Consider the following 24885-nt stretch of genomic DNA (forward strand, 5'->3'; position numbering starts at 1 on the left):
GAGCTTGCTCCCGCTGGGCCGCGAAGCGGCCCCAAAACCTGCCAAATACGTAGTATCAGACACACCGCATCCGCCGGTTTGCGACTGCTTCGCAGCCGAGCGGGAGCAAGCTCCCTCGCCACGGGTACATCATTTTGTTAAGTGAACAGCATTACCCTTCGAGCCGGCCATCCTTTGGCTGTCAGCCAATCACATCGGCATACACTGCCCTGTCGACATTACCCCCGGACAGCACCACCCCGACCTTTTTTCCCTCCATCAACCCACACTCCTGGATCAGCCCCGCCAGAGCCGCGGCGCCGGCACCTTCGGCGAGGTTGTGAGTGTCGGTGTAATAGACGCGCATGGCCTCGGCAATCTCCTGGTCACTGACCGCCACGATCCGCGCCGCCGCGGCGCCGTAGATGGCCAAGGCTTCGGGAATCGGCCTGCGCACGGCAAGGCCGTCGGCGAAGGTATGGGCCGAAGCGGTTTCGCAGATTTCTCCGGTTTCAAATGACATTTTTGCAGCCGTTGCCTCGGTGGAGACCACCCCCACGATCCGGGTCTGCAAACCCAGGGCATCGCGCGCGGCAATCACTGCGCAGATCCCCGAGCCACAGCCGATGGGTACGTAGACGGTGTCCAGGTCGGGCACGGCGGTGAACAGCTCCAGGGCATAAGTGGCGACGCCCTTGACCAGCTCGGTATGAAACGGCGGCACGAGAAACAGCCCGTGCGCTTGCGCCAGGCGTGCCGCCTCCTCCCGGGCCTCATCGAAATCGCGGCCGTATTCGATCACTTCGCCGCCGAAGCCGCGCATGGCATTGTTCTTTTCGATCGAGTTCCCCTCCGGCACCACAATCAACGCCTTCAGCCCCGAGGCGCTGGCCGACAACGCCAGGCTCTGGCCGTGGTTGCCACGGGTGGCGGTGACGATCCCCTTTGCTTGCGGGTGCTCACGCTTGAGCCAATGCATGAAGGTGATGCCGCCACGCACTTTGAAAGCCCCGGTGGGGGTGTGGTTTTCGTGCTTGACCCACACCGTGCATCCCAGCCGCTGCGCCAACAAGGGCCAGGCGTACTGGGCGGTGGCGGGCATGACTTGGTAGACCTGCCGAGCCGCTTGTTCAATCTCGTCGAGCGTCAGTGTGTACATGAGAATGGCCTCCTGGAATTTCGCCCAGTCTAGCCAGGGGCGCCGAGCCCCGGCTTTCAAAAAACCGACCTGACTTTTCCGGCGCCGCTTCACTACTATGAACACCATGAGCCATCGCAACCGCCCACAGCCGCCGCGCAAGACTGAATCGATCCGTCGCATCGAGGTAGGGCCGTGGGCGATCGAATTGCTCCCCGGCTGCGCCTATGCAGCGCGCTATATCGCGAGCCAGTCGGCGATCGGTTTTGCGTTCGACAGCCAGCGCGGCTTGCATGCGATCGGCAGCGACCGGGTGCAGCCCTTCAATGCGCTGCCCAACGGGCTGGCGTTCGTCCCGGCCCAGTGCGACGTGTATTCACAGTCACCTCATGGCGGCGAATACCTGCGCCTGATACGCACCGATGGTTGCGTGCTTGAGGGCGATCACCCCTTCAACAATCGCATCGACCCTCGAGCCATTGCGCTCGCGCAACGCATGCGCCGCGCGCTCCTGCACGGTTCGATCGACGACGATTGGGAGGCTTTGGCCCTGGCACTGGCCGAATGCGCGGCAGCGGAAAACTCCAAGTCGGCAAGGCCCCAGGGTTCCCTCACCGACAGCCGGATGCGCTTGCTGGATGAATTCATCGATGCAGGCCTCGATCAGCCATTGGCCGTACCGGCGATGGCGCAGCTGCTAGGGCTGTCCGAGGGCTATTTCATGCGTGCGTTCAAGGCCGCGACAGGCAAGAGCCCCCATGCATACCTCATCGACCGGCGCCTCGCCAAGGCCCGCGCGCTGATACGCGATTCATCGGCCACGCTGTCGGCAATCGCCCTCGCCTGCGGTTTCAATTCACAAGCGCACATGACGATGACGTTCAAGCAGCGCCTTGGGGTGAGTCCGGCGCAATTGCGTCAAATGACGAAGTGCATTTGACGTCCTTGACTTAATGGTCCAGTTTTCAAGGACAGCATCTCACCGGACGTTGTGCTGGATACACCCCATTCGTGAATCAGAGGACCGCTGCCGCCTATGATCGATGTACGAAGAATCTGCGCCGTTGAGTCTTGTTGGGTGCCCCTGTGTCGCTGATCCCCTTGGTTGTGTGCGACGACTCCACCATGGCGCGCAAGCAGGTGTTGCGTGCGCTGCCGCAAGATTGGCCGGTTTCAGTCACCGAGGCGGTCAACGGTCGCCAGGCGATGGATGCCATACGCCAGGGCCTTGGCCACGTGGTGCTGCTTGACCTGACCATGCCGGAGATGGATGGTTATCAGGTGCTGAGTGCCTTGCGCGCCGAGGGCTTGAAAGCGCAGGTCATCGTGATTTCCGGCGACGTCCAGGACGAAGCGGTACGCCGAGTGCATGAACTGGGCGCGCTGGCGTTCCTGAAAAAACCTTTCGACGAAAACCAGTTGCGCCAGACACTCACCGGGCTGGGTCTACTGACCCAACCCGGCCGGGCTCCGCAGCAAAATCGACCGGTACCGAACGCGGCCATCAGTTTCCAGGATGCGTTCCGCGAGACGGTCAACGTTGCCATCGGCCAGGCCGCGGCGCTGATTGCCAAGGTCCTGGGCGTCTTCGTGCAATTGCCGGTGCCGAACGTGAACATCCTCGAAGTCGGGGAACTGCACATGGCGCTGAACGACGTCGGCAGCTCCCAGCAACTCACGGCCATCTGCCAGGGCTTTATCGGCAGCGGCATCGCCGGCGAAGCACTGCTGATATTCCATGACTCGGAGATCGCCGACATCGGGCAACTGATGCAGCGCGAGAGCGCCGACTATTCGGACCTGGAGATGCTGGTGGACCTTTCCAGCATCCTCATCGGTGCTTGCCTGAGCAGCATCGCCGAACAGATCGACGTGATTTTCTCCCAGGGGCATCCGCAGATCCTGGGTCAGCATGCGGCAATCGAGGAATTGATCCGCGCCAACCGCGTCCACTGGAAAAAGACCCTGGCGGTGGAAATCAGCTATGGCCTGGAAGGCCAGGATATCCGCTTCGACCTGTTGCTGCTGTTCACGGAAGACTCTATCGAGCGGCTGACCCACAAACTCGCCTACCTGATGAACTGAGCCATGAGCGAATCTATCGATCTGAACGAATTCCACTGGTTGCTGGCCATCGTTCAGAGCATCGACGTCGGCGTGGTGGTACTTGACCGCGAGTACCGCGTACAGGTCTGGAACACCTTCATGGAGAACCGCTCCGGCGTGCAGCCCAAGGACGCCCAGAACAGCAACTTCTTCAGCCTGTTTCCCGAAATCGATCGCCCCTGGTTCAGCCGCAAGGTCGAGAGCGTCGCGACCCTCGGCACGCCGGCATTCACGGTCTGGGAGCAGCGCCCGTACCTGATGCGGTTCAAGAGCTACCAGCCGATCACCGGCCAGGAAGAGTTCATGTACCAGAACACCACGCTGCTGCCGCTGCGCTCGCCCGACAACCGGATCAACCACATCTGCCTGGTGATCTACGACGTCACTGACGTCGCCACCAACCGCCATCAGATCCAGGCCGCCAACGCACAGTTGCAACTGCTCTCCAGCACCGATCGCCTGACCGGCCTGTACAACCGTGGTCATTGGGAAGCCAGCCTGAAAGCCGCCTACGCCCGCCATCAACGCTACGGCAATGCGCTGAGCCTGGTGATGCTCGACATCGACCACTTCAAGCGGGTCAACGACACCTACGGTCACCAGGCCGGCGACAAAGTCATTGAGCAAGTTGCCCGACTGTTGCACGAGCATGTGCGCGAATCCGACGTCGCCGGGCGTTACGGTGGCGAAGAGTTCGGCGTGGTGCTTTCAGACACCGATTCAGCCGGCGGGCAGATTTTTGCCGAGCGCCTGCGCAAGGCAGTTGAAGAGTCGCTGGTGCAGTACAACGGCCAGGACATAAGTTTTACCGTCAGCCTGGGCGTGGCCGACCTGAGCCAGCCCGCCAACGACCACGCCGAACTGATCGCCAGGGCCGACCAGGCGTTGTATACGTCGAAAAAGACCGGACGCAATCGCGTGACGGTTCACGGCCACTGAGCCACTGCCCCTTCCTCCACAGAGAATCTGTGCCAGCTCGGAATTTGTCTTCACCCCAATCAAATTGTGGGAGCGAGCCTGCTCGCGAAGGCGGCGGTACATTCAACATTATTCTGGCTGATGGATTGCTATCGCGAGCAGGCTCGCTCCCACACGGGAATGGCGGTGGTTTCGAAGTTTGTGCCCGCCCATAACTGGTCTGTCCAATCTACTTTTTATTTGATTGGTCTTGCCAATATTTTTCCCGCCGTGTAGTTTCGAGCCAACATCAGCGGCGCAGCTCACTGCGCGCCTACAACAAGAAAGAGCGTCCCGGTCCCGGCAGCCGTGCGCTCACTCCCCCCTCCTACCGCGTGCAGCCAACCTCCGCCTGCGCGCCAGCCAAGGAGCATCAACATGCTGACTGTCATCTGTAACGAACCCGGCTCGCTAACCGCCATCGAACGTGAAATACCCGCCAGGAAACCGCGAGAGGTCCTGATTCGAGTCAAGCGTGTCGGCGTCTGCGGCACCGATCTGCATATTTTCAGCGGCAACCAGCCGTTCCTCGAATACCCACGCGTCATGGGTCATGAGTTCTCCGGAATCGTCGAAGCCAGCGACGCCTCCAGCGACCTGGCTGTCGGTGATGTTGTCTACGTGATGCCCTATCTTTCCTGCGGCACTTGCGTTGCCTGCCGTCAAGGCAAGACCAACTGCTGCACCCGCATCCAGGTCCTGGGCGTCCATTGCGACGGCGCCTTCACTCAATACCTGAGCGTCCCCCAGGAGTTCGTGCACAAGGCCGTGGGGGTTTCCCTGGACCAGGCGGCGATGATCGAATTTCTCTCCATCGGAGCCCACGCCGTACGTCGCTCGAACGTCCAGACAGACAAACACGCCCTGGTGGTCGGCACCGGCCCGATCGGCATGGCGGCGGCGATCTTCGCGAGCCTGCGGGGGGCGAAAGTCACCGTACTGGATACCCGCCAGGATCGCCTGGCGTTCTGCAAGGAACATCTGGATATCCACGCGGCCGTGCACATCGGCGAAGGCGACAAGCAGGCCTTGGCCGAACTGACCGGGGACGATTTTTTCGACGTGGTATTCGATGCCACCGGCAATGCCCGGGCGATGGAGCGTGGATTCGAATTCATCGCCCACGGTGGCACCTACGTGATGATCTCGGTGGTACGGGACTCGATCACTTTCTCCGATCCTGAATTCCACAAGCGTGAAGCCACGCTGATGGGCAGCCGCAACGCCACCCGGGAAGATTTCCAGTACGTCGAGCAATGTTTGCGCGAGGGCTTGATTCCCGATGCAGCCCTGAACACCCATCGGCTGCTGCTGAGCGACGTGGCCCGCTCCTTCTCCACATTGCTCGACCCCAACCAGGGTGTGGTCAAGGCAATCATCGAGTGCTAGGCAACGGAGGACACCGTATGAACCCGCCTGCTTCCACCTTGCTTGTCCTGGCCGCCGGTGACGATGTTGCCGTGGCTCGGGGCGACATTCCCGAAGGTCAAAGCCTCAGCGCCGATGGCATCACGCTGGCCGCCCGACAACCGATACCATCCGGCCACAAGATCGCCCTGCGCCCGGTGTCGGCCGGCCATCGGGTACTCAAATACGGGCAGACTATCGGCCAGGCAACCCGAGACATCGAGCCCGGCGATCACGTCCACGTGCATAACCTGGACATGTCTGCGACCAATGCCGAACACAGCGTGCAGAACGTCTATGTGCCCACATTGCCGAGCGCTCACCCTGCCACGTTCGAAGGTTATCTGCGTGACGATGGACGCGTCGGCACGCGCAACTACATTGGCGTGATTTCCAGCGTCAACTGCTCGGCGACCGTCTGCAAGCACATCGCCAAGGCCTTTTCATCCGAGCGGCTGAAAGACTTCCCCAACGTCGACGGCGTCGTCGCAATCACCCATGGCAGTGGCTGTGGCATGGGGGCCAAGGGTGAAGGTATCGACATCCTCAAGCGCACCTTGCGCGGGTATGCCGATCACGCCAATTTCGCCGGGGTGCTGTTGATCGGCCTCGGTTGCGAGGTCAACCAACTCACCCCGCTCATGGATGAACTGGGCGATCGCCGCGCTGCACTCAAGGCCAGCCTGATCATTCAGGACGAAGGCGGCACCCGCGAAGCCGTGCAACGCGGTATTGCCGCGATTGAAGCGATGTTGCCCATCGTCAACCAATGCCGGCGCACGACGGTAGCCGCCAGTCACCTGTGCGTCGGTCTGCAATGTGGCGGCTCGGATGGCTACTCAGGCATCACGGCCAATCCGGCGCTAGGCGCGGCCGTGGACCTGCTGGTGCAACAGGGCGGCACCGCGATCCTGTCGGAAACCCCGGAGATCTATGGCGCTGAACACCTGCTGACAGCCCGCGCCGCGTCCGCCGACATCTCGGCGAAACTGATGGAGCGCATCCATTGGTGGGAAACCTATGTGCAACACAACGACGGCGACATGAACAACAACCCGTCACCGGGCAACAAGGCCGGAGGCATCACTACCATTCTGGAAAAATCCCTGGGCGCGGTGGCAAAAGCCGGCTCGACCGGGCTGATGGGGGTCTATCACTACGCTGAAAAAATCGATACCCGGGGCCTGGTGTTCATGGACACCCCCGGCTATGACCCGGTGTCCGCGACCGGTCAGGTGGCGGGCGGCGCCAATCTCATCTGCTTCACCACGGGGCGCGGCTCGACCTACGGCTGCAAGCCCACGCCCTCCTTGAAGATCGCCACCAACACCCGCCTGTTCCAGCACATGGAGCTGGACATGGACTTCAACGCCGGTGGCATTGTCGACGGTGGGGAATCGGTGGCCGAGGCCGGTGAACGGTTGTTCAGGTTGATGCTGCAGACCGCTTCCGGAAGCCGCACCCGCAGCGAGGAAAATGGCCTGGGCGATAACGAATTCCTGCCCTGGCAGATTGGTGCGGTGATGTGAGTCCTTGCACTCGTTCCTACACCAATGAACACGATCAAGCGGCTATGGTAGCCTTTGCGGATTCTCCGATGGACGCCCCCCATGGTCTCACCGATCAACGCCGCCGAACGCAAGCCGTACCAGAAAATCGCTGATCAACTGCGCAACTACATTGCCGAGGGGGAGTTCAAGACGGGCGCAAGACTTCCCCCCGAGCGCGATTTGACCCAGCTTCTCGGGGTTTCCCGCCCGTCCCTTCGCGAGGCGCTGATCGCTCTCGAAATCGACGGCGACATCGAGATCAAGATGGGCTCCGGCGTGTACGTACGGGCCAGGTCCGCGGATGCAAAAAAACCGAGCATGACCTTGGGCGAGAGTCCCTCGGAACTCATGCAGGCTCGCGCCTTGATCGAGGGCGAGTCGGTGGTCCTGGCGTGTCTGCATGGCAAGAAAAGTGACTACCGCTACCTGCAGGAATGCATCGATGCGATGCGCGCGAGCATCGCCAGTGGTCTGCCGCCGTTGGAGGATGACCGCAGGTTTCATCAGCGCCTGGCAAAAATGAGCGGCAACTCCGCCCTGGTGCGGATCATCACCGCCCTGTTCGATGAACGTCACAATCCGATTTCGGCGCACCTGAGCAAACACGCGGAGAACACACTGACGTGGGAGGCGGCAGTCGTCGAACATGAAGCAATCCTGCACGCCGTGTCCACCAAGGACGTGCTCGGCGCCCAGACCTCAATGCGCCAGCACCTGAGCCGCTCGGAAAACCGCTGGCTGAAGGCCCTCGAACCTGAAGCCCCCGCCGACTAGGCCCATCCGTTCAATCTCAGAACACAGAACCCGTGGCGAGGGAGCTTGCTCCCGCTGGGGTGCGCAGCGCCCCCAATCCGGTTGAATGCGATTTTCCGGATGCACCGAGGTGCCTGTCTCAGGGGCTGCTGCGCAGCCCAGCGGGGATAAATCCCCTCGCCACAAAAGCCCCGGCGTCCTGACGCTTGCCTCGCTTGATGCTGGTACCGCTTTTGTGGCGAGGGAGCTTGCTCCCGCTGGGTTGCGCAGCGACCCCAATCCGGTTGAACGCGATTTGCCTGATGCACCGAGGTGCCTGTTTCAGGGGCTGCTGCGCAGCCCAGCGGGGATAAATCCCCTCGCCACAAAAGCCCCGGCGTCCTGACGCTTGCCTCGCTTGATGCTGGTACCGCTTTTGTGGCGAGGGAGCTTGCTCCCGCTGGGTTGCGCAGCGACCCCAATCCGGTTGAACGCGATTTGCCTGATGCACCGAGGTGCCTGTTTCAGGGGCTGCTGCGCAGCCCAGCGGGGATAAATCCCCTCGCCACAAAAGCCCCGGCGTCCTGACGCTTGCCTCGCTTGATGCTGGTACCGCTTTTGTGGCGAGGGAGCTTGCTCCCGCTGGGTTGCGCAGCGACCCCAATCCGGTTGAACGCGATTTGCCTGATGCACCGAGGTGCCTGTTTCAGGGGCTGCTGCGCAGCCCAGCGGGAGCAAGCTCCCTCGCCACGGGTTCGTGTAGGCAGTTGGGTATGGAATGCACCGACGCGTCTGCACTCCTGCCTCGTTTCCCTACCGGTACCCGCTTTTGTGGCGAGGGGATTTATCCCCGCTGGGGTGCGCAGCGCCCCCAATCCGGTTGAATGCGATTTGCCGGATGCACCGAGGTGCCTGGTTTCAGGGCTGCTGCGCAGCCCAGCGGGGATAAATCCCCTCGCCACAAAAGCCCCGGCATCTCTGGTTTCAGGGCTGCTGCGCAGCCCAGCGGGAGCAAGCTCCTCCGCCACGGGGTGTTGCTCGGGATTTAGTCTGCTGTTTGGTCCAGTTGTCGGCGCACGGCCAGTTCCACGCCGCGGATTTCCGCCAGGCCCTTGAGGCGGCCGATCAGGGAGTAGCCGGGATTGCTCTTGCGATGCTGGTCGTCGAGCAACTGATGCCCATGGTCTGGACGCAGCGGCAAGCGCGGGCCGCCTTCGCGCTCGCGCCGGCGCTCTTCGGCCACCAGGGCACTGATGACCCCGACCATATCGACGTCCCCAGCCAGGTGATGAGCTTCATGAAAGCTGCGTGGATCGGCTTCCCGACGGGTCGAACGCAGGTGAGTGAAGTAGATGAACGGCGCAAAGTGCCTGGCCATCGCCACCAGGTCGTTGTCCTCGCGCACGCCATAGGAGCCGGTACAGAATGTCAGGCCATTGGCCGGGCTTGGCGCGGCGTCCAGCAGCCATTGGGCGTCTTCGGCGGTAGAAAGGATGCGCGGCAGCCCGAGCAATGCCCGGGGCGGGTCGTCCGGGTGGATCGCCATGCGCACGCCCACCGCCTCCGCAACCGGGATCACCGCGCGCAGAAAATACCCCAGGTGCTCACGCAACCTGGCCTCGTCGATGTCGGCGTAGGTACGCAGCAACTCGCGAAATTTGTCCAGGCTGTAGTGTTCTTCCGCGCCGGGCAATCCGGCGATCAGGGTATCGACCAAGGCTTCGCGCCCGGCGGGCGACAGTTGTCCGAAATAGGCCCTGGCCTGCTGGATATCCTCGGCGCTGTACTCGTCCTGCGCTCCCGGACGCTGGAGGATGAACAGGTCGAAGGCGGCGAACGCAGTCTGGTCGAAGCGCAAGGCCCAACCGCCATCCGCCAGTTCATACGTCAGGTCGGTGCGGGTCCAGTCCAGCACCGGCATGAAGTTGTAGCAGACGATATCGATGCCGCAGCTCGCCAGGTTACGCACGCTTTGCTGGTAGTTGGCGATGTACTCGTCACGACGTCCGCAACCGCGCTTGATGTCCTCGTGCACCGGAATGCTTTCCACCACGGACCAGGTCAAGCCAGCCGCTTCGATCAGCGCCTTGCGCGCCGCAATCGCGTCCACCGGCCAGACCTGGCCATTGGGAATCTCGTGCAACGCGGTGACGATGCCGGTCGCACCGGTCTGGCGAACGTCTGCCAGGGAAATCGGATCTTTGGGGCCAAACCAACGCCATGTCTGTTCCATGTTCTTCTCCTTGTTATCGGTTGGGTGCGGCAAAGGTGTGCAACAGGCTGTCCACGCCATCGCGGGTCAAGACGGCGTAGGCGCGGTGCACCGCATCGCGAAATGCGGCGTGAGCCGACAGCGCCGGCGGGAAGACTTCTTGAAGATCGAGAAAAGCATCGACCCGCGATGCACCGTCGAAGCGTCCCGCAACGTCGGCAAAGGTTGCGCTCAGCGGGTCGTCGACCACATGCGCCGGTCGACCGGGCAACGGCTGCGTGCAGTAATGAATCCAGGCGGCAATTCCCAACGCGGTGCAGTCGATGCCGCGCCCTTGGTCGAGCAGTTGCTCGGCGCCGAGCAACCAGCGTTGCGGCAGTTTTTGCGAACCGTCCATGGCAATCTGGCGCAAGCGATGTTGCAGGCTGTCATTGGCGAAGCGCGCCAGCAGGTCGCGACCGTATACCGACAGGTCGATACCTGCCGGCATGTCCAGCGTGGGCGCGGCTTCCTCGGACATGTAACGCTCGATGAAACGCGCCAGCCTCACATCGCTGACGGCCTCGAAGACTGACTCATGCCCGGCCAGCAGCCCCACATAGGCCAGCAACGAATGGCTGCCGTTGAGCATGCGCAATTTCATGGTTTCGAACGGGCGCACGTCGTCGACCATCTGCACGCCTTCGACTTCCCAGTCCGGTCGGCCAAGGGGGAAATGGTCTTCGATCACCCACTGGCTGAAGCTTTCGCAGACCACGGCGGCGCGGTCGTGGCAGTCCAATTGTTGCTCAAGCCGGGCGAAGGATTCCTCGTCCATGGCCGGCACGATGCGGTCGACCATGCAGCTGGGAAATGCCACCTGTTGCTCGATCCACTGCGCCAGCGCCTGATCCTGCAACGCCGCCAATGCGCTGACCGCCTGGCGGGTGCGCTGGCCGTTGTCGGGCATGTTGTCACAGCACAACACGGTGAACGCCGGGACGCCCGCGGCGCGACGACGACGCAGGGCTTCGAGGACGATGCCGGGCGCCGAGCGCGGCGCCTGCGGATGGGCGATGTCATGGGCAATTGTCGGATCCTCACGGCGTAACTGCCCTGAAGAAGGGCTCAGGCAGTAGCCTTTTTCAGTGACGGTGAGCGTGACGATCCGCGTCTGCGGCGCGGCCATGCGTTGCAACAACTGCTCCAGTTCCTGACCGCCCTCGCCTGCATACAAGGCCTCGCGCAACACCCCGATCTCCCGCAGCGTCACCTGCTCGCGGTCACGATACTCCGCTACATGGTAACGGCCGTCCTGCTCGCGCAATTGCTCGACCAAGGCGTGATTGGAGCGCAGGTTGGCGCTGCACAAGCCCCAGTCGCTGTCGCCGTGGCGATTGAGATGGCGTTGCAGGTACACCGCCTGATGCGCCCGGTGAAAGGCACCCAGGCCCAGGTGCACGATGCCGATCTCGCGGACTTGGCCGGTGGCGGGAACGCGTTGGTTGAGCGACATGGCTATCCTCCTTCAGGGATGGTCGAGGGCTGGACGCGGCTGGCCGCCGGCATCGGCCTGCGGCGCGACACCTGCCACCGCCAGCGGCTTGACGTAACGCGCCACGCACAGCGCACCGATGATGGTCAGCAGGCCCGCCAGCAGGAACGCGCTGGTGAACGAGCCGGTGAACTGGACGATGAACCCGGTCAGGGTCGGCCCGATGATGCCCGAGGTGTTGGCCAGGAAATGCATGAAGCCGCTGACGCCGCCGACCCGCGCCGCAGGTACCGTGTCCTGGATGATCGCCCAATAGATCGCGCCGGTGAGGTAGAGGAAAAACACCGCCAGCGCCACCAGGATGACGGCCGGATACAGCGTCTTCACCACCCCGGCGACGCCGATGCAACCGGCGCAGGCCAACAGGCAAGTCACCAGCACGACCTTGCGCGAGAACATGATCCGCCCGGTCTTCTTGAACACGAAGTCGGAAATGAACCCACCCAACGCCAGCCCCAGGAAGCCCAGCAACCAGGGGATGACCGTGGCGATGCTCATGTCCTTGACGTTCAGGCCGTGGGCCATGGTGAGATAACTGGGGAACCAGGTCAGGAAGAAGAACAGTGTGTAGTTATAGGAAAAGAACGCCAGGGAGGTGAACAGCACCGTCGGCTGCTTGAGGTAGAACCGCAGCGGGAATACCGGTTGCGACGCCAGCTCGCTCTGCCCCTCCGCCCGCAGGATATCCTCGGCGCCCTCGCCCTCGGGTTTTTCCTTGACGAACTTGTACCAGATTGCCGCCCAGATCAGGCCGACCAGCATGATGATGATGAAAGACACCTTCCAGCCGTAGGTGACCGCAATGAAGCCCACCACCGGACCGGAAATCGCCCCGCCCAGCGGCGTGCCGGACATCGAGGCACCGAGGGCTCGCGCCCGGCGCTTGGGGGTGTACCAGTTGTTCACCATTTTGCTGGTGGTGACACTCAGCGGACCTTCACCCATGCCGAACAGGATCCGGATGAGCACCAGCGACGCGAAGCCCACCGTCAGCACCGTGAGGCCGCTGAACAACGACCACAGGACCATGGCCAGCAGCAACGTGGTCTTGGCGCCATAACGGTCGGCGGCCCAGCCACCGATGAAGTTGAAGGCGGCATAACCGACGAAAAAGCTGCTGAAGATCATGCCCATCTCACCCGTACTCAAACCGTAGTCTTTCTGGATGAACGGCGCCGCCACAGACAATGCCGACCGGTCGAGGTAATTGATCACCCCGGCCAGGAACAGCATGATGATGATTAAGCTACGTCCTTGACCAAACATGGTGGAACCTCCCGCTTGTTGTGTTTATTCGGTGAGGGTGCCCATGACAGGCACGATGAAACCGGTGATGCAGACGGCTCAGTGAAGGGCGCTCGTCAGCTCCACCAGGACTTTTCGGGTTTGCTCGGGGTGCTTCTCGATCAGGTCGATGGCGCCGGGCATTTCATCGAAGCTGACGCGATGGCTGATCAGGTCCTGGACCTGCAATTTGCCGCTGGCGATCAGTTCGATCACCCGCGGAAACTTGCGGTTGTTTAGCCGTGAACCGACCAGGGTCAATTCCTTCTTGATCATTTCCAACTGCACCAGATCGCTGGGCGTGGCATTGAAGCCGAGCAATCCGATGCGTCCGGCCGGCGAGGCCAGGCGCACCATCTGCGGCATCAGCGCCGGAATGCAGGCGGCGTCGACAATCAACGGCACACCCTCGCCCTGGGTGTGCTCACGCATCAGCGCTTCGACATCGACTTGCTGGCCGTTCAGGGTCCGACTGGCGCCCAGCGCACGCGCTGTCTCCAGGCGGCTGTCGATGACATCGGTCACGGTGATGTCAGTCATTCCCAGCGCCCGGGCCATTTGCACCAGGGTCAGGCCGATCACGCCGGCGCCGTAGATCAACACGCTGTCACCCGGTTGCGGCTGCATCCGATCGAGCACGTTCAGGGCAATGGAATAAGGCTCCACCAGGGCGCCGTGGCTGAGGGACATCGAATCGGGCAAGCGGTGGGCGTTCTCGGCCGGGACGCAGACCTGTTCGCTGAAGCCTCCGTCGCGGTGCACGCCGATCACTTGCAGCCGCGTGCAGACGTTCGGCCGCCCAATGCGGCAGGGATAACAGGTGCCGCAACTGATCACCGGATCGATGCAGACCCGGTCGCCGACTTGAAGGTGCTCGACACCTTCACCGACCTGCCGGATCACCCCGGAGAACTCATGGCCGGTGACCCGGGGGAAACGCACGAATGCGTTCTGCCCGTGAATGATGTGCATGTCCGAGCCACAGATGCCGGCATACGCCACATCGACCAGCACCTCGCCACGAGCGATCTCGGGGCGGTCGACCTGGGCCAGGCCGAACTCGAAGGGTGCTCTTACCTGGAACGCTTTCATCGGATGACTCCTGGCGGGACATTCGTCCCGTTTCCTTGAATGGGTTGAAACCGTTTCACCAATGCCACAGCGTGCCGTCTTCAAGACGGTTGACCGGCAGGCTGGCGCGTTTGTAGGGGTATTGGCGGGCAAGCTCTTCATCGATATCGACGCCATGCCCTGGCGTTTCGCCCGGGGTGAAATGGCCGTCCTCGAAGCGATACGCATGAGGGAAGACCTCATCGATGCGGTCTTCGTGAGGCATGTGTTCCTGGATGCCGAAGTTCGGCACCCACGTATCGAAATGCAGGGCCGCGCCCATGCACACCGGTGACAGGTCGGTGGCCCCGTGAAAACCGGTCCGCACCTGGAACAGCGCGGCGAAATCGGCGATGCGCCGCACGTGGGTGATGCCGCCGGCATGCACCAGCGTCGTGCGGATGTAGTCGATCAACTGTTCCTGGATCAGCTCGCGGCAGTCATGGATCGAGTTGAACACCTCGCCCACCGCCAGCGGCGTGGTGGTGTGCTGGCGGATCAGGCGGAAGCTCTGCTGGTTCTCCGCCGGCGTGCAGTCTTCCAGCCAGAACAGGTTGTACGGTTCCACGGCCTTGCCCAGGCGCCCGGCCTCGATGGGCGTCAGGCGATGATGCACGTCGTGGAGAATGTGCAGGTCATCGCCAAAACGCTCGCGCACGGCGGCAAACAGCTTGGGTACGTAGTTGAGGTATTTGGCGGTGTCCCAGACGTGTTCGGCGGGCAAGTCGCTGTCGGCTGGTTCATAACGTTCGCCACTGCGTTTGGCGACCCCGTACGTCGTGGCAATGCCCGGCACGCCGCATTGCACCCGCACCGCCTTGTAGCCCAGCTCGACGTGACGGGCGACTTCGTCCAGGCAGCCTTCGATGTCCTTGCCGGTGGCGTGCCCGTAGACCATCACCCGCTCACGGCTCTTGCCGCCGAGCAATTGGTACAGCGGCATGTTCGCGGCCTTGGCCTTGATGTCCCAGAGCGCCACGTCGACGGCGGCGATGGCCGTCATGGTCACCGGCCCCCGACGCCAGTACGCACCGCGATAGAGGTACTGCCAGATGTCCTCGATGCGATGGGCATCGCGGCCGATCAACGCGGGAAGAACGTGCTCTTCCAGATACGCGACGACGGCCAGTTCACGGCCGTTCAACGTGGCATCGCCGATGCCGTAGATGCCTTCGTCGGTGACAATCTTCAACGTGACCAGGTTGCGCCCCGGGCAGGTAACGATGACACGCGCTTCAACGATTTTCATAAGTCAGACCTGTTCGACAAAAGGAAGTGAGGACGTGCCCATGCTCGGCATGGCCGCCTGCGGAATCAGCGCACCCCGGTACTGGACGACCTCGGCAGCCAGGCGATGGCCCCAGCGGGCGGCCTGCTGCGGATCACCGCCGCGCAGGTGGCAGGCTAGGTAAGCAGCGTTGAACGAGTCACCGGCAGCGGTGGTGTCGATGACCTGCGCGACGGTCTGCGCAGGCACTTCGAAACGCCCCGCGGGACACTGGATCAGGCAACTGGCGGCGCCACGCTTGAGGGCGACCTCGCGGACTCCCGCCTCGGCGTAGGCACTGAACAAGGCATCAGGGTCGTGGTAGCCGAACAGGCTCGCGTCGTCTTCCCAAGTCACCAGCGCCAGGTCGCTCAGGTGCAGTAGATCGCGATAGGCCTGGCGGGCCGTTTCAGGGTCGGGCCAAAGGTGGGGACGGTAATTGTTGTCGAAGACAATGCGTGTGCCCGCCCGGCGAGCCCGATGCAAGGCGTGGATCAGGCGCTCGCGCCCCTCCGGCAGGAGGATCGCCAGGGTAATGCCGCTCAGGTAGACATAGTCGTAATCGGCCAGCGCAGCGAGCATGGCCTCGGCCTCGGCGCCTTCGAACATGCGCCGCGCCGCCGCTTCCGCGCGCCAGTAGAGGAACCGCCGCTCGCCGAGTGGATCGGTCTGGATGAAGTACAACCCCGGCAGCGCGTCTTCAATCACCCGGACATGCGCATCGCCAATGCCTTCGTCCAACCAGGACTGGCGCATGGCCGCGCTGAATGCGTCGTTGCCCACCGCGGTCATATAGTCCACGGCGACAGCGCCACATGGATTCAATCGGGCCAGGTAGACCGCGGTGTTAAGCGTATCGCCACCGAAGGTCTGCGTGATTGCGGCATCCGGCCCGCCGCGCATCTCGATCATGCACTCCCCCACCAATGCGACCTTCAGCGGTCGGGGGAAGCGGGTGTCCGGGCCATGGTTGAGTGTCAAATCCATCATTACGCGCCTTTCTTGTTTTTAAAACGGCGTTTCATTTTTATCTCAAGGCCCGAGTCTAGTCAGATTTCCGGCCTCGTCAAGCAAAAATGAAACAGCGTTTTGTTCTGCTTGCGTATATCCTTGGGTTTTACTTTTCACGTTGGAGCCTTCATGGACAACAGCGTCATTCCCAACAACGATCTGGTGTCGGCGGTTGGCCGGACCATGGCCGTGCTCGAGGCCCTGGCCGAGCATCCGGAAGAAAGCGGCGTGTCGGAAATCGCCACCAAACTGGACATGTCCAAGGCCACGGTTTATCGCTTCCTGCAGTCACTCAAGGCTCGCGGGTATGTGGTGCAGGATGCCGAAGATCGTTATCGCCTCAGCGTCCGGCTGTTCGAACTGGGCGCCCAGGCCCTGCCACACCTGGACATCGTTCGCGAAGCGGAGCCGGGGATGCGCCGGATCAACGAGCTGACCGCCGAGACCGTGCACCTGGGGATCCTTGACGAAGGCAGCATCGTCTACGTGCACAAGATCGACTCCAAATACAACCTGCGCATGTACTCGCGCATCGGCCGGCGGGCGCCGTTGTATTGCACCGGCATCGGCAAAGTGCTGATGGCGTGGCTGGAAGAAGAGGAGCTGCTCGCGCACCTGGCGCAGGAAAGCTTCGAGCGCCGTACGGCCAATACCTTGACCAGTGTCGAGGCGTATCTGCAGGAGTTGGAGATTGTTCGCCAGCAGGGCTATGCCGAGGATCACGAAGAATTCGAAGACAACATGCGCTGCCTGGCGGCACCGATCCGCGACCGGTTCGGCCATGTCATCGGCGGGATGAGCGTTTCATTCCCGTGCTTTCGCTTCAGGGAAGAATTGAAGCAGGACTACGTCAAGCAACTGATGCAGGCGACGCAGCAGATTTCAGCTCAGTTGGGTTGGCATGCACGTTGAGCGCTAGATCCGACGACAACCCGTGGCGAGGGAGCTTGCTCCCGCTGGGTCGCAAAGCGGCCCCAAAAACCTGCCGAATGCGGCGCATCAGACACACCGCATCCACTGGTTTTTACGACTGCTTCGCAGCCGAGCGGGAGCAAGCTACCTCGCCACGGGTCCTTCGTTCCCTTGAGCGGAGCGCATTACCTGCTAGCTCCCACAAGTTTGAACCCCCATCCCTCCTTATTTCGCAAAGAGCTGACTCATATCCTTGAACGCCTTGAACTCCAGCGCATTGCCGCAAGGGTCGAACAGGAACATCGTCGCCTGCTCGCCCACCTGACCCTTGAAGCGGATGTAGGGTTCGATGACGAATTCGGTACCCAACGACTTCAATCGCTCGGCCAGCGCTTCCCATTCCGCCCAACCCAGTACGACGCCGAAGTGCGGAACCAGCACATCGTGCCCATCCACGGCATTGCTGTGCGCGTTGTCCTGGGAAGCGGTCTTCGGATGCTCGTGGATCACCAACTGGTGCCCGTAGAAGTTGAAGTCGACCCATTGATCACTGGAACGCCCCTCCTCCAGCCCGAACACCTGGCCATAAAAGTTTCGGGCCGCCGCGAGGTCATAAACCGGGATTGCGAGATGGAAAGGTGAAAGGCTCATCAGGACTCCAAATGACAATATTCTTGTTCAAGGGCACGCTCATCAAGGCGTGCCCTATCGTAGGCGTGGCCACTGAACAATAAAATCAATATAAATTTCTCAGAAACACAATTAGTCTTGATGAATGATCAAAGAACTCAAGACCCTCATCGCGGTGGCGCGCGAAGGCACCTTTGCCGCCGCCGGGCACAGGATCGGCCTCACCCAGGCGGCGGTCAGCGCGCAGATCCAGCGTCTGGAAGCCGAACTGGGCTTCGAGCTGTTCGACCGCAAGGGCCGCTCGGCCCGCCTCAACAAGCGGGGCCAGCAGATACTACTGCAAGCCCAGGAGCTGCTCCGTCTTTACGACAATCTCGGCTCCACCCTGCCCGGACTACCCGCCAGCGTCCTGGTGAACATCGGCGCGATCGCCTCCGTCCAGCGTTCCTATCTGCCGGACGCCCTCGCCAGGTTCCACCAGCGGTGTCCGCAATGTCGCACGCGTGTGGTGCCAGGCCTGTCGGTCGAGTTGATCAACCTGGTGGACGCCGGCGAAATCGACCTGGCGGTGATGATCCGCCCGCCGTTCTCGCTGCAAAGCGACCTGCGCTGGACGACGCTGGCGCTTGAGCCCTACCGGTTGATCGTCCCCCGTGGAATGCTCGGCGAGGACTGGGCGGCGCTGCTGTCGAGCCAACCTTTCATCCGCTATGACCGGTCGTCCTTCGGTGGCAGGCAGGTCGACCGTTTCCTGCGGCAGATGCACTTCACCTTGCGCGAAGTGTGCGAGCTGGATGAACTGGACGCGATCATCAAACTGGTGGAAAAAGGCGTCGGTGTCGCCCTGGTGCCGCAGACATCGGCCCATCAGCCATGGCCGAAAGGTGTGCGGGCGCTCGACTTGGGCCAGCACACTTTTCACCGCGATATCGGCCTCATCCATCGGTCGCGGCAGAGCCTTGCCGACCCCGTCGCGACGTTGGCCGAACTGATTCAAGAGCAGGCCGGCGGTGGCGTTGGATAGCGCCTCTGCAGCGGCTACCAGACCGCGATATGCGAATCCGCGCGCGGTTCGGTCCCGCCACACAACACGCCACTGACCGGATCGCGCAGGATGATCTGGCCGCGCCCGTAGTCGGTCAGGTCGCTGGCGACCTGAACCTCGTGGCCGCGGCGCGCCAGGGCATTGATCAGGTCCCGTGAAGCGCCCTGTTCGATGCCGACCTTCATCTCGCCCAGCCATTGCCAGCGCGGCGCATCCAGGGCCGCTTGCGGGTTCAGGCCGAAATCCACCAGGTTCATGACCATTTGCACATGTCCCTGGGGTTGCATGTAGCCGCCCATCACGCCGAAAGGACCGAGGGCCTCGCCATCACGGGTAAGAAACCCGGGAATGATGGTATGGAAGGTCTTCTTGCCTGAGGCCAGGCAATTGGCGTGGGCCGGATCAAGGCTGAACTCCTGGCCGCGATTCTGCAGTGCGATTCCGCTGTCGGGCAGCACCACGCCGGAGCCGAACCCGTGGTAGTTGCTCTGGATGAACGAGACCATATTGCCCTCGCCGTCGGCGGTCGCCAGGTACACCGTGCCGCTGGCGTGGGGATCGCCGGGCTTTGGCGGTTGGGCCTGCTCGCCGATCTGTCCGCGACGGCGGGCACTGTAGTCATCGCTGAGCAAATCGGCCACGGCCACGCGCATGTGCAGGGGGTCGGTGATGTGGTGCAGGCCGTCGCTGTAGGCGAGCTTCATCGCCTCCAACTGACGATGCCAGGTCTGCTGGCTGTCACGGTGATCGAAGTCGAAGCCTTCAAGTATTTTCAACGCCATCAAGGCCACCAGGCCCTGCCCGCTCGGCGGGATCTCCCAGACATCGACGCCACGGTAATTGACGTGGATGGGGTCGACCCACTGGGCGCGATAATCCCTCAGGTCCGAGGCGCGCAGGTAGCCGCCGCTGGCTCGGGAATGGGCATCCAGGCGCTCGGCCAATGCGCCGCGATAGAGGCTTTCGCAGCATGTGACGGCCAGTTCCTGGAGCGTGCGGGCCTGGGCCGGATTGCGGAAAATCTCCCCGGCCCGTGGCGCGCGAGCTTCGATGAGAAAGGTATCGAACCAGGCCTCCAGGACCGGATCGCGATGGGGCGTGAGCTCGTTCACCGCGACCTGCCATTGATGGGCAACCACCGGCGACACTACAAAACCGTCCCGCGCCAGGCTGATCGCCGGTTGCAACAACTCGGCAAAAGGCAGCTTGCCGAAGCGCCGGGACAGCTCGGCCCAGGCCGACGGGCAACCGGGAACGGTGACGGGCGTCCAGCCATACACCGGCATCTGTTCATGGCCGGCCGCCTTGACCGCCTCGATGCTCAAGGCCGCCGGTGCATGGCCGTTGCCGTTGAGCCCATGCAACTGGCCCTTGCACCAGACCAACGCGAAGGCGTCACCGCCAATACCGCAGCCGGTGGGCTCCACCACCGTCAGCGCCGCCGCCGTGGCGATGGCGGCGTCGATGGCGTTGCCACCTTTTTGCATGACCTCGATGCCCGCCTGGGCCGCCAGGGGCTGGGACGCGGCGACCATGCCGCGACGGGCGAAAACGCTCTGGCGCTGCGACGGATATGGGTATTCGTGGGCAGAAAATTTCAGCATGGCAAAGGCTCTTCAATACGGAAATACATGGCCGGGAAAGGTCACAGCACGCGACTGAGAAAGGCCCGGGTGCGCGGGTGGATGGGGTGACAGAAAATCTGCTCCGGCGGCCCTTGCTCGATGAGCTCGCCCTGATCGAGCACCACCACGCGGTCCGCCACTTCGCGGGCAAAGCCCATCTCGTGGGTCACCACGACCATGGTCATGCCCTCCTCGGCCAATTCCTTCATCACTTGCAGGACCTCGCCGACGGTTTCCGGGTCGAGGGCGCTGGTCGGTTCGTCGAACAGCATGGCCTGGGGTTTCATCGCCAGCGCGCGAGCAATCGCCACCCGCTGTTGCTGGCCACCGGAAAGCATCGACGGGTAGTGATCGGCCTTGTCCGCCAGGCCGACCCGTTCCAGCAAGCCGCGAGCCTGTTCCAGCGCTGCGGCGCGAGGCACGCCGAGCACCTGGATCGGCGCCTCGATGATGTTCTCCAGGGCAGTCATGTGGGGGAACAGATTGAAGCGCTGGAACACCATGCCGATGTCCCTGCGCTGGCGGGCGATGTTGCGCTCCGACTCCCGCACCAGGCTGCCGTCGGCCCGCTCGCGGTAACCCATGGCCTGGCCATTGACGCGGATGCGTCCGCCCTGGATGTCTTCCAGCAGATTGATGCAACGGATGAAGGTGGTCTTGCCGGAGCCTGACGCGCCGATCAGCACCACCACTTCACCGCGCCGCACCTGCAGCGAGATGCCCTTGAGAATCTGCAACTCACCGAAGGACTTGTGTACGTCCAGCGCCTCGATGATCAGCTCTTCACTCTTGTGCGCCATGGTCAACGTGCCCTCAGCAGGTTCAAGGTGCTGCGACCGAACATTCGCAGCGACGCCGGCGGCGGTGACGACGGCCGGTCCGACTGGCCGAAACGGCCCTCCAGCCAGCGCTGGAAAAAGCCCCACAGGGTGGTCAGCAGCAGGAAATAGATCGCCACCACCAGGTACAACTCGAACACCCGGAACGTCGCCGACGTGACCATCTGGGTACTGAGCAGCAGCTCCTGCACGCCGATCACGCTGACCAGCGTGGTGTTCTTGAGCATCACGTTGAACTCGTTGCCCAGCGGCGGAACGATGACCCGGAACGCCTGGGGCAAGACAATGCGGCGCATCAGCTTGGCGAAGGTCATGCCCAGGGAACGTCCGGCCTCGTATTGGCCCTTGTCCACCGCACCGATGCCAGCGCGGATGATCTCGGCCATGTAGGCGCCCTCGTTGAGGCCGAGGGCGATGATCGCCGCCTGGATATTACCGGGCACCACCAGGCCGAACAGCTCGATGTCTTCGAAGCGGAAAATCCCGCCGGCAGCCAGGGCGGTGTAGAGAAAGACGATCTGCACCAGCAACGGCGTACCGCGCATCAGCCACACGTAGAAGCGCACCGGCAGGTGCAGCAACGGGTTCTTCGACAACCGCAGCAGCGCGGCCGCCAGCCCCAGGGCACAACCGAGCAGCATCGCCAGCACGCTGATCAGGCAGGTCAGCCACAGCCCGGTGAGGTACACCTCACTGGGCTGCAACAGGTACTGCCAGAACACATCCCAATTGAAGTTCATGGGTTTAGCCTCAATCCAGTGTGTCGCTGGCGACATGCCATTTGCCGAGCAACTGGCTGTAGCTGCCGTCGCTGCGCATGTCAGCGATGATCTGCTGCACGGCGGCGGTCAATTGCGGATCGTCCTTGCGGATGCCCAGTCCGGTGAGAATCCGACTGAATGCCGGCACGCCTTCTTCGAACAGGTCAGGGGCCATGCCAGCGTAGTAACCGGCGGTTTCCACGGTAGTGCCGTAGGCGTCGACCTGGCTGATGCGCAAGGCCTGGAAGGCATCGGTGTCGGTGTTGTAGACCACCAGCTTCATCGGCGGCTTGCCGGCCTTGGCCAGGGTTTCGTTTTCGGCGTCGAGCAGGGTCTTGATGGTCGAACCGTTGAGTACCGCGACCTTGTGGCCGGAGAGACTCTGCAGCGTCTTCAGGCCCTTGGGATTGCCCTTGGGCACCACCACCGCCTGGCTGGAATACATGTAGTTGACGATGTCGATCACCTCGCGGCGCTCGGGCTTGTCGAACAGCTGGTCGACGATCATGTCGCACTGCCGGGCCAGCAGCGCCGGAAGCAATCCGGAGAAGGGAATGACCCGCCATTCGACCTTCTTGTCGCCCAGGCGCTTGGCGATTTCCAGCCCCAGGTCCACGGTCAGTCCCTTGGGTTTCTGCGCCGCATCGAAGGACACCAGCGGCGGCGAATCCATGCCCGAGCAATAGACGAGTTTATCGACCTTGAGCAAGCGATCCGGGACAACGGGCGCGGCTAGCGCCCACTGAGCACACAATCCCAAGGATAAAGCGGCGACCAACAGGCTAGGCTTATGCATGACCAGACACTCCGGTTCAGTAAATGACGGGCAGTACTCAAAGTCAGAACACGAGGCAGGCTCTCAGGGCCTGCTCTGGTTATTTTTTCCCTTGCAGAAACTTGATCAGTTCGGGAACGGTGCCTTCGATATGCGCGCGCACCACCGCCTCGGCCTTATCCGCGTCGCCCGCGCGGAGGGCGTCGAGGATCACGACGTGCTCCTGGCGCGCGCTCAAGGGCTTTTCGACATGCTGCAACCACAGGCGCATCGGCGCCTCGATCAGCGAATACAGGGCGCTGATCTGCTTCAACAAGCGCGGGCGACCGCTGAGGCTGCACAGATATTCATGGAACGCGCGGTGGCGGCTGACCCACTCGGCGCTCTCTTCGCGGTAATCGTCCATCTCGTCCAGCAGGCGCTCCAGGGCCGCCAATTGACGCTCACCGATCTTCGCTGTCGCGACACGCACTGCCAGGCCTTCCAGTGCGCTGCGCATTTCGAAGACTTCGTGCAGTTCGTCGATGTCCAGACCACTGACGACCGCCCCGCGGTTCGGCCGCAGGGTGACGAGGCCCTGGGCATCCAGACGGCGGAAGGCTTCGCGCACCGGCATGCGGCTCATGCCGATCTCGTTGGCAATGTCCTCGGCGATCAGCCGATCGCCCTTGCGCAGGCGACCACCGCATATGGCCTCCAGCAAAAAGTTGTAGGCCTCTTCCTCGGCGGTGATTGGCGGACGTTCAGCATAGGTCGGAGCAAACTGCATGGCGGCACCTTCTGCATTTTTGTATCCAATTATCCACGGATTCAAAAAAGCAGAATGCGTGCCAGCTTCACGAGTCATCGTGCAAGCTGTTGATTAGTAGGAAATAGATGAAAAACAGGGGGTAGCCGGCAGACCGCGAGCGACACTCATTTGTGCTACCAAACAGCTCAATGGGCGCCTTTCAGGTGCGCGACATGACGGTTTGGTAACACTCAGGGGCGACAGCCCATCATGCCTTGGCCCTGGGAGTATCCGAGGGCGATTCGCCGAACAGCGCGCGGTAATGCGCGGCAAAATGGCTCAAGTGAAAAAAGCCCATCGCCACGGCAATCTCGCTGACGTTCAGCGCAGCCGCGCGGGTGCTGATCAAACGTCGGCGCACCGCATTGAGTCGCAGGTTGCGCAGGTACTCCAGCGGACGCATCCCGGTGACTGCCTGGAAACTGTTCTGCAGGGTCCTGCGGCTTACCCGCAGTTGCTCGCACAGGTCCAGGATGCTCAACGGTGCGTCCGCGCTGGCAACCACCAGTTCCTGGCACCGCTTGACCAGATAGGCGTTGACGGCAAAATTGCCGCGGCGGCCGCGCGCCTCGTCCGAGGCGTGGCTGAACAGATCGAGGAAGGCGTTGAGCAGAACGTCCTCGAGGATTTTTTCCGTGGCCGGGTTGATCGCGTCCGCCTGTTCCAGCATGTGACGAAACAGCGGCTGGATCTGCTGCCGAACCCTTGCCAGCACCGCTTCATTCACGCTGATCTGCGATTCATTTTTCAGGCGCTTGAGCTGTTCGTCCGGCAACTCATGAGCCGCCAGCCTGGCGAAACGCACCGTGTCGACGTTGGCCGCGAAGAAGTGCGTGCCTTCGGGGGCGTGCAACACAAAGTCTTCGCCATCGCGCAACAACACGACACTCTGCGCCCCCACTTGCTGGCCCTGGACCACCGGTGCATTGCCCAGCGACATGGCAATGCACAAGCGTCCCTTGGGCGCGCAACCGCGCTGCACCACGCGCTTGTCCAGCACTTCCTGGAAAATCTGGAAGCGCTCGGCGCACACCTGTCGCAGCTCGCTGGAAAGGCACCCACGGCCGAGCTGGTCGTAGACCTGTTGCCAGCCCAGGATCGAACCGGCGTGTTGCTGAGGGTCATGGAAGGTACGGGTTTCGGCGAACATGATCATTGTTCCTCGGTGGCCCTGCGCTTATTGCCCGATGCTGATATCCAAAGAAATCGATAAACCCCGTG

General features: G+C 62.3%; 22 protein-coding genes. 8 read left to right on the top strand and 14 right to left on the bottom strand.

Annotation, left to right across the window (positions count from 1 at the left end; translation table 11 throughout):
* Positions 1-181: 181 nt before the first annotated feature.
* Positions 182-1138: a threonine dehydratase gene (locus tag PSH78_RS14715; RefSeq protein WP_305495014.1), complete on the bottom strand. Its 957-nt coding sequence runs from the start codon at positions 1136-1138 to the stop codon at positions 182-184.
* Between the two features lie 106 nt (positions 1139-1244).
* Between PSH78_RS14715 and PSH78_RS14720 the strand changes: the two genes are divergently transcribed.
* The 6 genes from PSH78_RS14720 to PSH78_RS14745 all read left to right on the top strand — a co-directional run bounded on the left by PSH78_RS14720 (position 1245) and on the right by PSH78_RS14745 (position 7911).
* Positions 1245-2057: a helix-turn-helix transcriptional regulator gene (locus PSH78_RS14720; RefSeq protein ID WP_370870924.1), complete on the top strand. Its 813-nt coding sequence runs from the start codon at positions 1245-1247 to the stop codon at positions 2055-2057.
* A gap of 185 nt (positions 2058-2242) precedes the next feature.
* A complete protein-coding gene (locus PSH78_RS14725) occupies positions 2243-3202 on the top strand; it encodes a response regulator (protein ID WP_305495018.1) in 960 nt (319 codons plus the stop codon).
* Positions 3203-3205: 3 nt separating this feature from the next.
* Complete coding sequence (locus tag PSH78_RS14730) at positions 3206-4162, top strand: sensor domain-containing diguanylate cyclase (RefSeq protein ID WP_305495019.1); 957 nt, start codon at positions 3206-3208, stop codon at positions 4160-4162.
* 396 nt (positions 4163-4558) lie between these two features.
* Complete coding sequence (locus PSH78_RS14735) at positions 4559-5569, top strand: zinc-binding alcohol dehydrogenase family protein (RefSeq protein WP_305495020.1); 1011 nt, start codon at positions 4559-4561, stop codon at positions 5567-5569.
* Positions 5570-5586: 17 nt separating this feature from the next.
* Positions 5587-7116: a UxaA family hydrolase gene (locus PSH78_RS14740; protein ID WP_305495022.1), complete on the top strand. Its 1530-nt coding sequence runs from the start codon at positions 5587-5589 to the stop codon at positions 7114-7116.
* Positions 7117-7197: 81 nt separating this feature from the next.
* A complete protein-coding gene (locus PSH78_RS14745) occupies positions 7198-7911 on the top strand; it encodes a FadR/GntR family transcriptional regulator (protein WP_305495023.1) in 714 nt (237 codons plus the stop codon).
* Positions 7912-8914: 1003 nt separating this feature from the next.
* Here PSH78_RS14745 and uxuA read toward each other — a convergent pair.
* From uxuA to PSH78_RS14775, 6 genes are all read right to left on the bottom strand, one after another.
* On the bottom strand, positions 8915-10102 hold the full coding sequence (uxuA, locus tag PSH78_RS14750; protein WP_305495024.1) for a mannonate dehydratase: 1188 nt from the start codon (positions 10100-10102) through the stop codon (positions 8915-8917).
* 13 nt (positions 10103-10115) lie between these two features.
* Complete coding sequence (locus PSH78_RS14755) at positions 10116-11576, bottom strand: mannitol dehydrogenase family protein (RefSeq protein ID WP_305495025.1); 1461 nt, start codon at positions 11574-11576, stop codon at positions 10116-10118.
* 12 nt (positions 11577-11588) lie between these two features.
* Positions 11589-12881 (bottom strand): MFS transporter, encoded by a 1293-nt coding sequence (locus tag PSH78_RS14760; protein ID WP_305495026.1) that lies wholly within the window; start codon positions 12879-12881, stop codon positions 11589-11591.
* A 78-nt stretch (positions 12882-12959) separates the two neighbouring features.
* On the bottom strand, positions 12960-13991 hold the full coding sequence (locus tag PSH78_RS14765) for a Zn-dependent oxidoreductase (RefSeq protein ID WP_305495028.1): 1032 nt from the start codon (positions 13989-13991) through the stop codon (positions 12960-12962).
* A gap of 55 nt (positions 13992-14046) precedes the next feature.
* Entirely contained in the window at positions 14047-15258 is a 1212-nt protein-coding gene (gene manD, locus PSH78_RS14770) for a D-mannonate dehydratase ManD (protein WP_305495029.1), read from the bottom strand.
* 3 nt (positions 15259-15261) lie between these two features.
* The gene (locus PSH78_RS14775; RefSeq protein WP_305501269.1) at positions 15262-16263 is read right to left on the bottom strand and encodes a sugar kinase; all 1002 of its coding nucleotides are present in this window, start codon (positions 16261-16263) and stop codon (positions 15262-15264) included.
* Between the two features lie 153 nt (positions 16264-16416).
* Here PSH78_RS14775 and kdgR point away from each other — a divergent pair, with 153 nt between their 5' ends.
* A complete protein-coding gene (kdgR, locus tag PSH78_RS14780; protein WP_305495030.1) occupies positions 16417-17199 on the top strand; it encodes a DNA-binding transcriptional regulator KdgR in 783 nt (260 codons plus the stop codon).
* 225 nt (positions 17200-17424) lie between these two features.
* Here kdgR and PSH78_RS14785 read toward each other — a convergent pair whose 3' ends face one another.
* The gene (locus PSH78_RS14785) at positions 17425-17850 is read right to left on the bottom strand and encodes a VOC family protein (RefSeq protein ID WP_305495031.1); all 426 of its coding nucleotides are present in this window, start codon (positions 17848-17850) and stop codon (positions 17425-17427) included.
* Positions 17851-17974: 124 nt separating this feature from the next.
* Here PSH78_RS14785 and PSH78_RS14790 point away from each other — a divergent pair, with 124 nt between their 5' ends.
* The gene (locus PSH78_RS14790; RefSeq protein ID WP_305495032.1) at positions 17975-18853 is read left to right on the top strand and encodes a LysR substrate-binding domain-containing protein; all 879 of its coding nucleotides are present in this window, start codon (positions 17975-17977) and stop codon (positions 18851-18853) included.
* Positions 18854-18867: 14 nt separating this feature from the next.
* Here the strand turns inward: PSH78_RS14790 and PSH78_RS14795 are convergent, their stop codons facing one another.
* The 6 genes from PSH78_RS14795 to PSH78_RS14820 all read right to left on the bottom strand — a co-directional run bounded on the left by PSH78_RS14795 (position 18868) and on the right by PSH78_RS14820 (position 24814).
* Positions 18868-20478 carry a gamma-glutamyltransferase family protein gene (locus tag PSH78_RS14795; protein WP_305495034.1) on the bottom strand — a complete coding sequence of 537 codons (1611 nt, stop codon included), beginning with the start codon at positions 20476-20478 and terminating at the stop codon, positions 18868-18870.
* Between the two features lie 41 nt (positions 20479-20519).
* On the bottom strand, positions 20520-21299 hold the full coding sequence (locus PSH78_RS14800; protein ID WP_305495035.1) for an amino acid ABC transporter ATP-binding protein: 780 nt from the start codon (positions 21297-21299) through the stop codon (positions 20520-20522).
* A gap of 2 nt (positions 21300-21301) precedes the next feature.
* Positions 21302-22078 (bottom strand): amino acid ABC transporter permease, encoded by a 777-nt coding sequence (locus PSH78_RS14805; protein WP_305495036.1) that lies wholly within the window; start codon positions 22076-22078, stop codon positions 21302-21304.
* A 10-nt stretch (positions 22079-22088) separates the two neighbouring features.
* A complete protein-coding gene (locus tag PSH78_RS14810) occupies positions 22089-22895 on the bottom strand; it encodes an ABC transporter substrate-binding protein (RefSeq protein ID WP_305495038.1) in 807 nt (268 codons plus the stop codon).
* Positions 22896-22974: 79 nt separating this feature from the next.
* Positions 22975-23643, bottom strand: a complete 669-nt coding sequence (locus PSH78_RS14815) for a GntR family transcriptional regulator (RefSeq protein ID WP_305495040.1) — start codon at positions 23641-23643, stop codon at positions 22975-22977.
* 229 nt (positions 23644-23872) lie between these two features.
* Complete coding sequence (locus PSH78_RS14820; RefSeq protein ID WP_305495041.1) at positions 23873-24814, bottom strand: helix-turn-helix domain-containing protein; 942 nt, start codon at positions 24812-24814, stop codon at positions 23873-23875.
* Positions 24815-24885 lie beyond the last annotated feature (71 nt).

Source organism: Pseudomonas sp. FP198, from assembly GCF_030687895.1.
In the GTDB taxonomy this organism is placed as follows: Bacteria; Pseudomonadota; Gammaproteobacteria; order Pseudomonadales; family Pseudomonadaceae; genus Aquipseudomonas.

Bases quoted from the DNA above. Each gene is read 5' to 3' on its own strand.
- PSH78_RS14765 (WP_305495028.1), bottom strand. From the start codon at position 13,991: ATGAAAGCGTTCCAGGTAAGAGCACCCTTCGAGTTCGGCCTGGCCCAG.
- PSH78_RS14755 (WP_305495025.1), bottom strand. From the start codon at position 11,576: ATGTCGCTCAACCAACGCGTTCCCGCCACCGGCCAAGTCCGCGAGATC.
- PSH78_RS14740 (WP_305495022.1), top strand. From the start codon at position 5,587: ATGAACCCGCCTGCTTCCACCTTGCTTGTCCTGGCCGCCGGTGACGAT.
- PSH78_RS14805 (WP_305495036.1), bottom strand. From the start codon at position 22,078: ATGAACTTCAATTGGGATGTGTTCTGGCAGTACCTGTTGCAGCCCAGT.
- PSH78_RS14720 (WP_370870924.1), top strand. From the start codon at position 1,245: ATGAGCCATCGCAACCGCCCACAGCCGCCGCGCAAGACTGAATCGATC.
- PSH78_RS14800 (WP_305495035.1), bottom strand. From the start codon at position 21,299: ATGGCGCACAAGAGTGAAGAGCTGATCATCGAGGCGCTGGACGTACAC.
- PSH78_RS14815 (WP_305495040.1), bottom strand. From the start codon at position 23,643: ATGCAGTTTGCTCCGACCTATGCTGAACGTCCGCCAATCACCGCCGAG.
- manD (WP_305495029.1), bottom strand. From the start codon at position 15,258: ATGAAAATCGTTGAAGCGCGTGTCATCGTTACCTGCCCGGGGCGCAAC.
- uxuA (WP_305495024.1), bottom strand. From the start codon at position 10,102: ATGGAACAGACATGGCGTTGGTTTGGCCCCAAAGATCCGATTTCCCTG.
- PSH78_RS14745 (WP_305495023.1), top strand. From the start codon at position 7,198: ATGGTCTCACCGATCAACGCCGCCGAACGCAAGCCGTACCAGAAAATC.
- PSH78_RS14715 (WP_305495014.1), bottom strand. From the start codon at position 1,138: ATGTACACACTGACGCTCGACGAGATTGAACAAGCGGCTCGGCAGGTC.
- PSH78_RS14735 (WP_305495020.1), top strand. From the start codon at position 4,559: ATGCTGACTGTCATCTGTAACGAACCCGGCTCGCTAACCGCCATCGAA.
- PSH78_RS14760 (WP_305495026.1), bottom strand. From the start codon at position 12,881: ATGTTTGGTCAAGGACGTAGCTTAATCATCATCATGCTGTTCCTGGCC.
- PSH78_RS14725 (WP_305495018.1), top strand. From the start codon at position 2,243: ATGGCGCGCAAGCAGGTGTTGCGTGCGCTGCCGCAAGATTGGCCGGTT.
- kdgR (WP_305495030.1), top strand. From the start codon at position 16,417: ATGGACAACAGCGTCATTCCCAACAACGATCTGGTGTCGGCGGTTGGC.
- PSH78_RS14820 (WP_305495041.1), bottom strand. From the start codon at position 24,814: ATGTTCGCCGAAACCCGTACCTTCCATGACCCTCAGCAACACGCCGGT.
- PSH78_RS14810 (WP_305495038.1), bottom strand. From the start codon at position 22,895: ATGCATAAGCCTAGCCTGTTGGTCGCCGCTTTATCCTTGGGATTGTGT.
- PSH78_RS14775 (WP_305501269.1), bottom strand. From the start codon at position 16,263: ATGGATTTGACACTCAACCATGGCCCGGACACCCGCTTCCCCCGACCG.
- PSH78_RS14795 (WP_305495034.1), bottom strand. From the start codon at position 20,478: ATGCTGAAATTTTCTGCCCACGAATACCCATATCCGTCGCAGCGCCAG.
- PSH78_RS14790 (WP_305495032.1), top strand. From the start codon at position 17,975: ATGATCAAAGAACTCAAGACCCTCATCGCGGTGGCGCGCGAAGGCACC.
- PSH78_RS14730 (WP_305495019.1), top strand. From the start codon at position 3,206: ATGAGCGAATCTATCGATCTGAACGAATTCCACTGGTTGCTGGCCATC.
- PSH78_RS14785 (WP_305495031.1), bottom strand. From the start codon at position 17,850: ATGAGCCTTTCACCTTTCCATCTCGCAATCCCGGTTTATGACCTCGCG.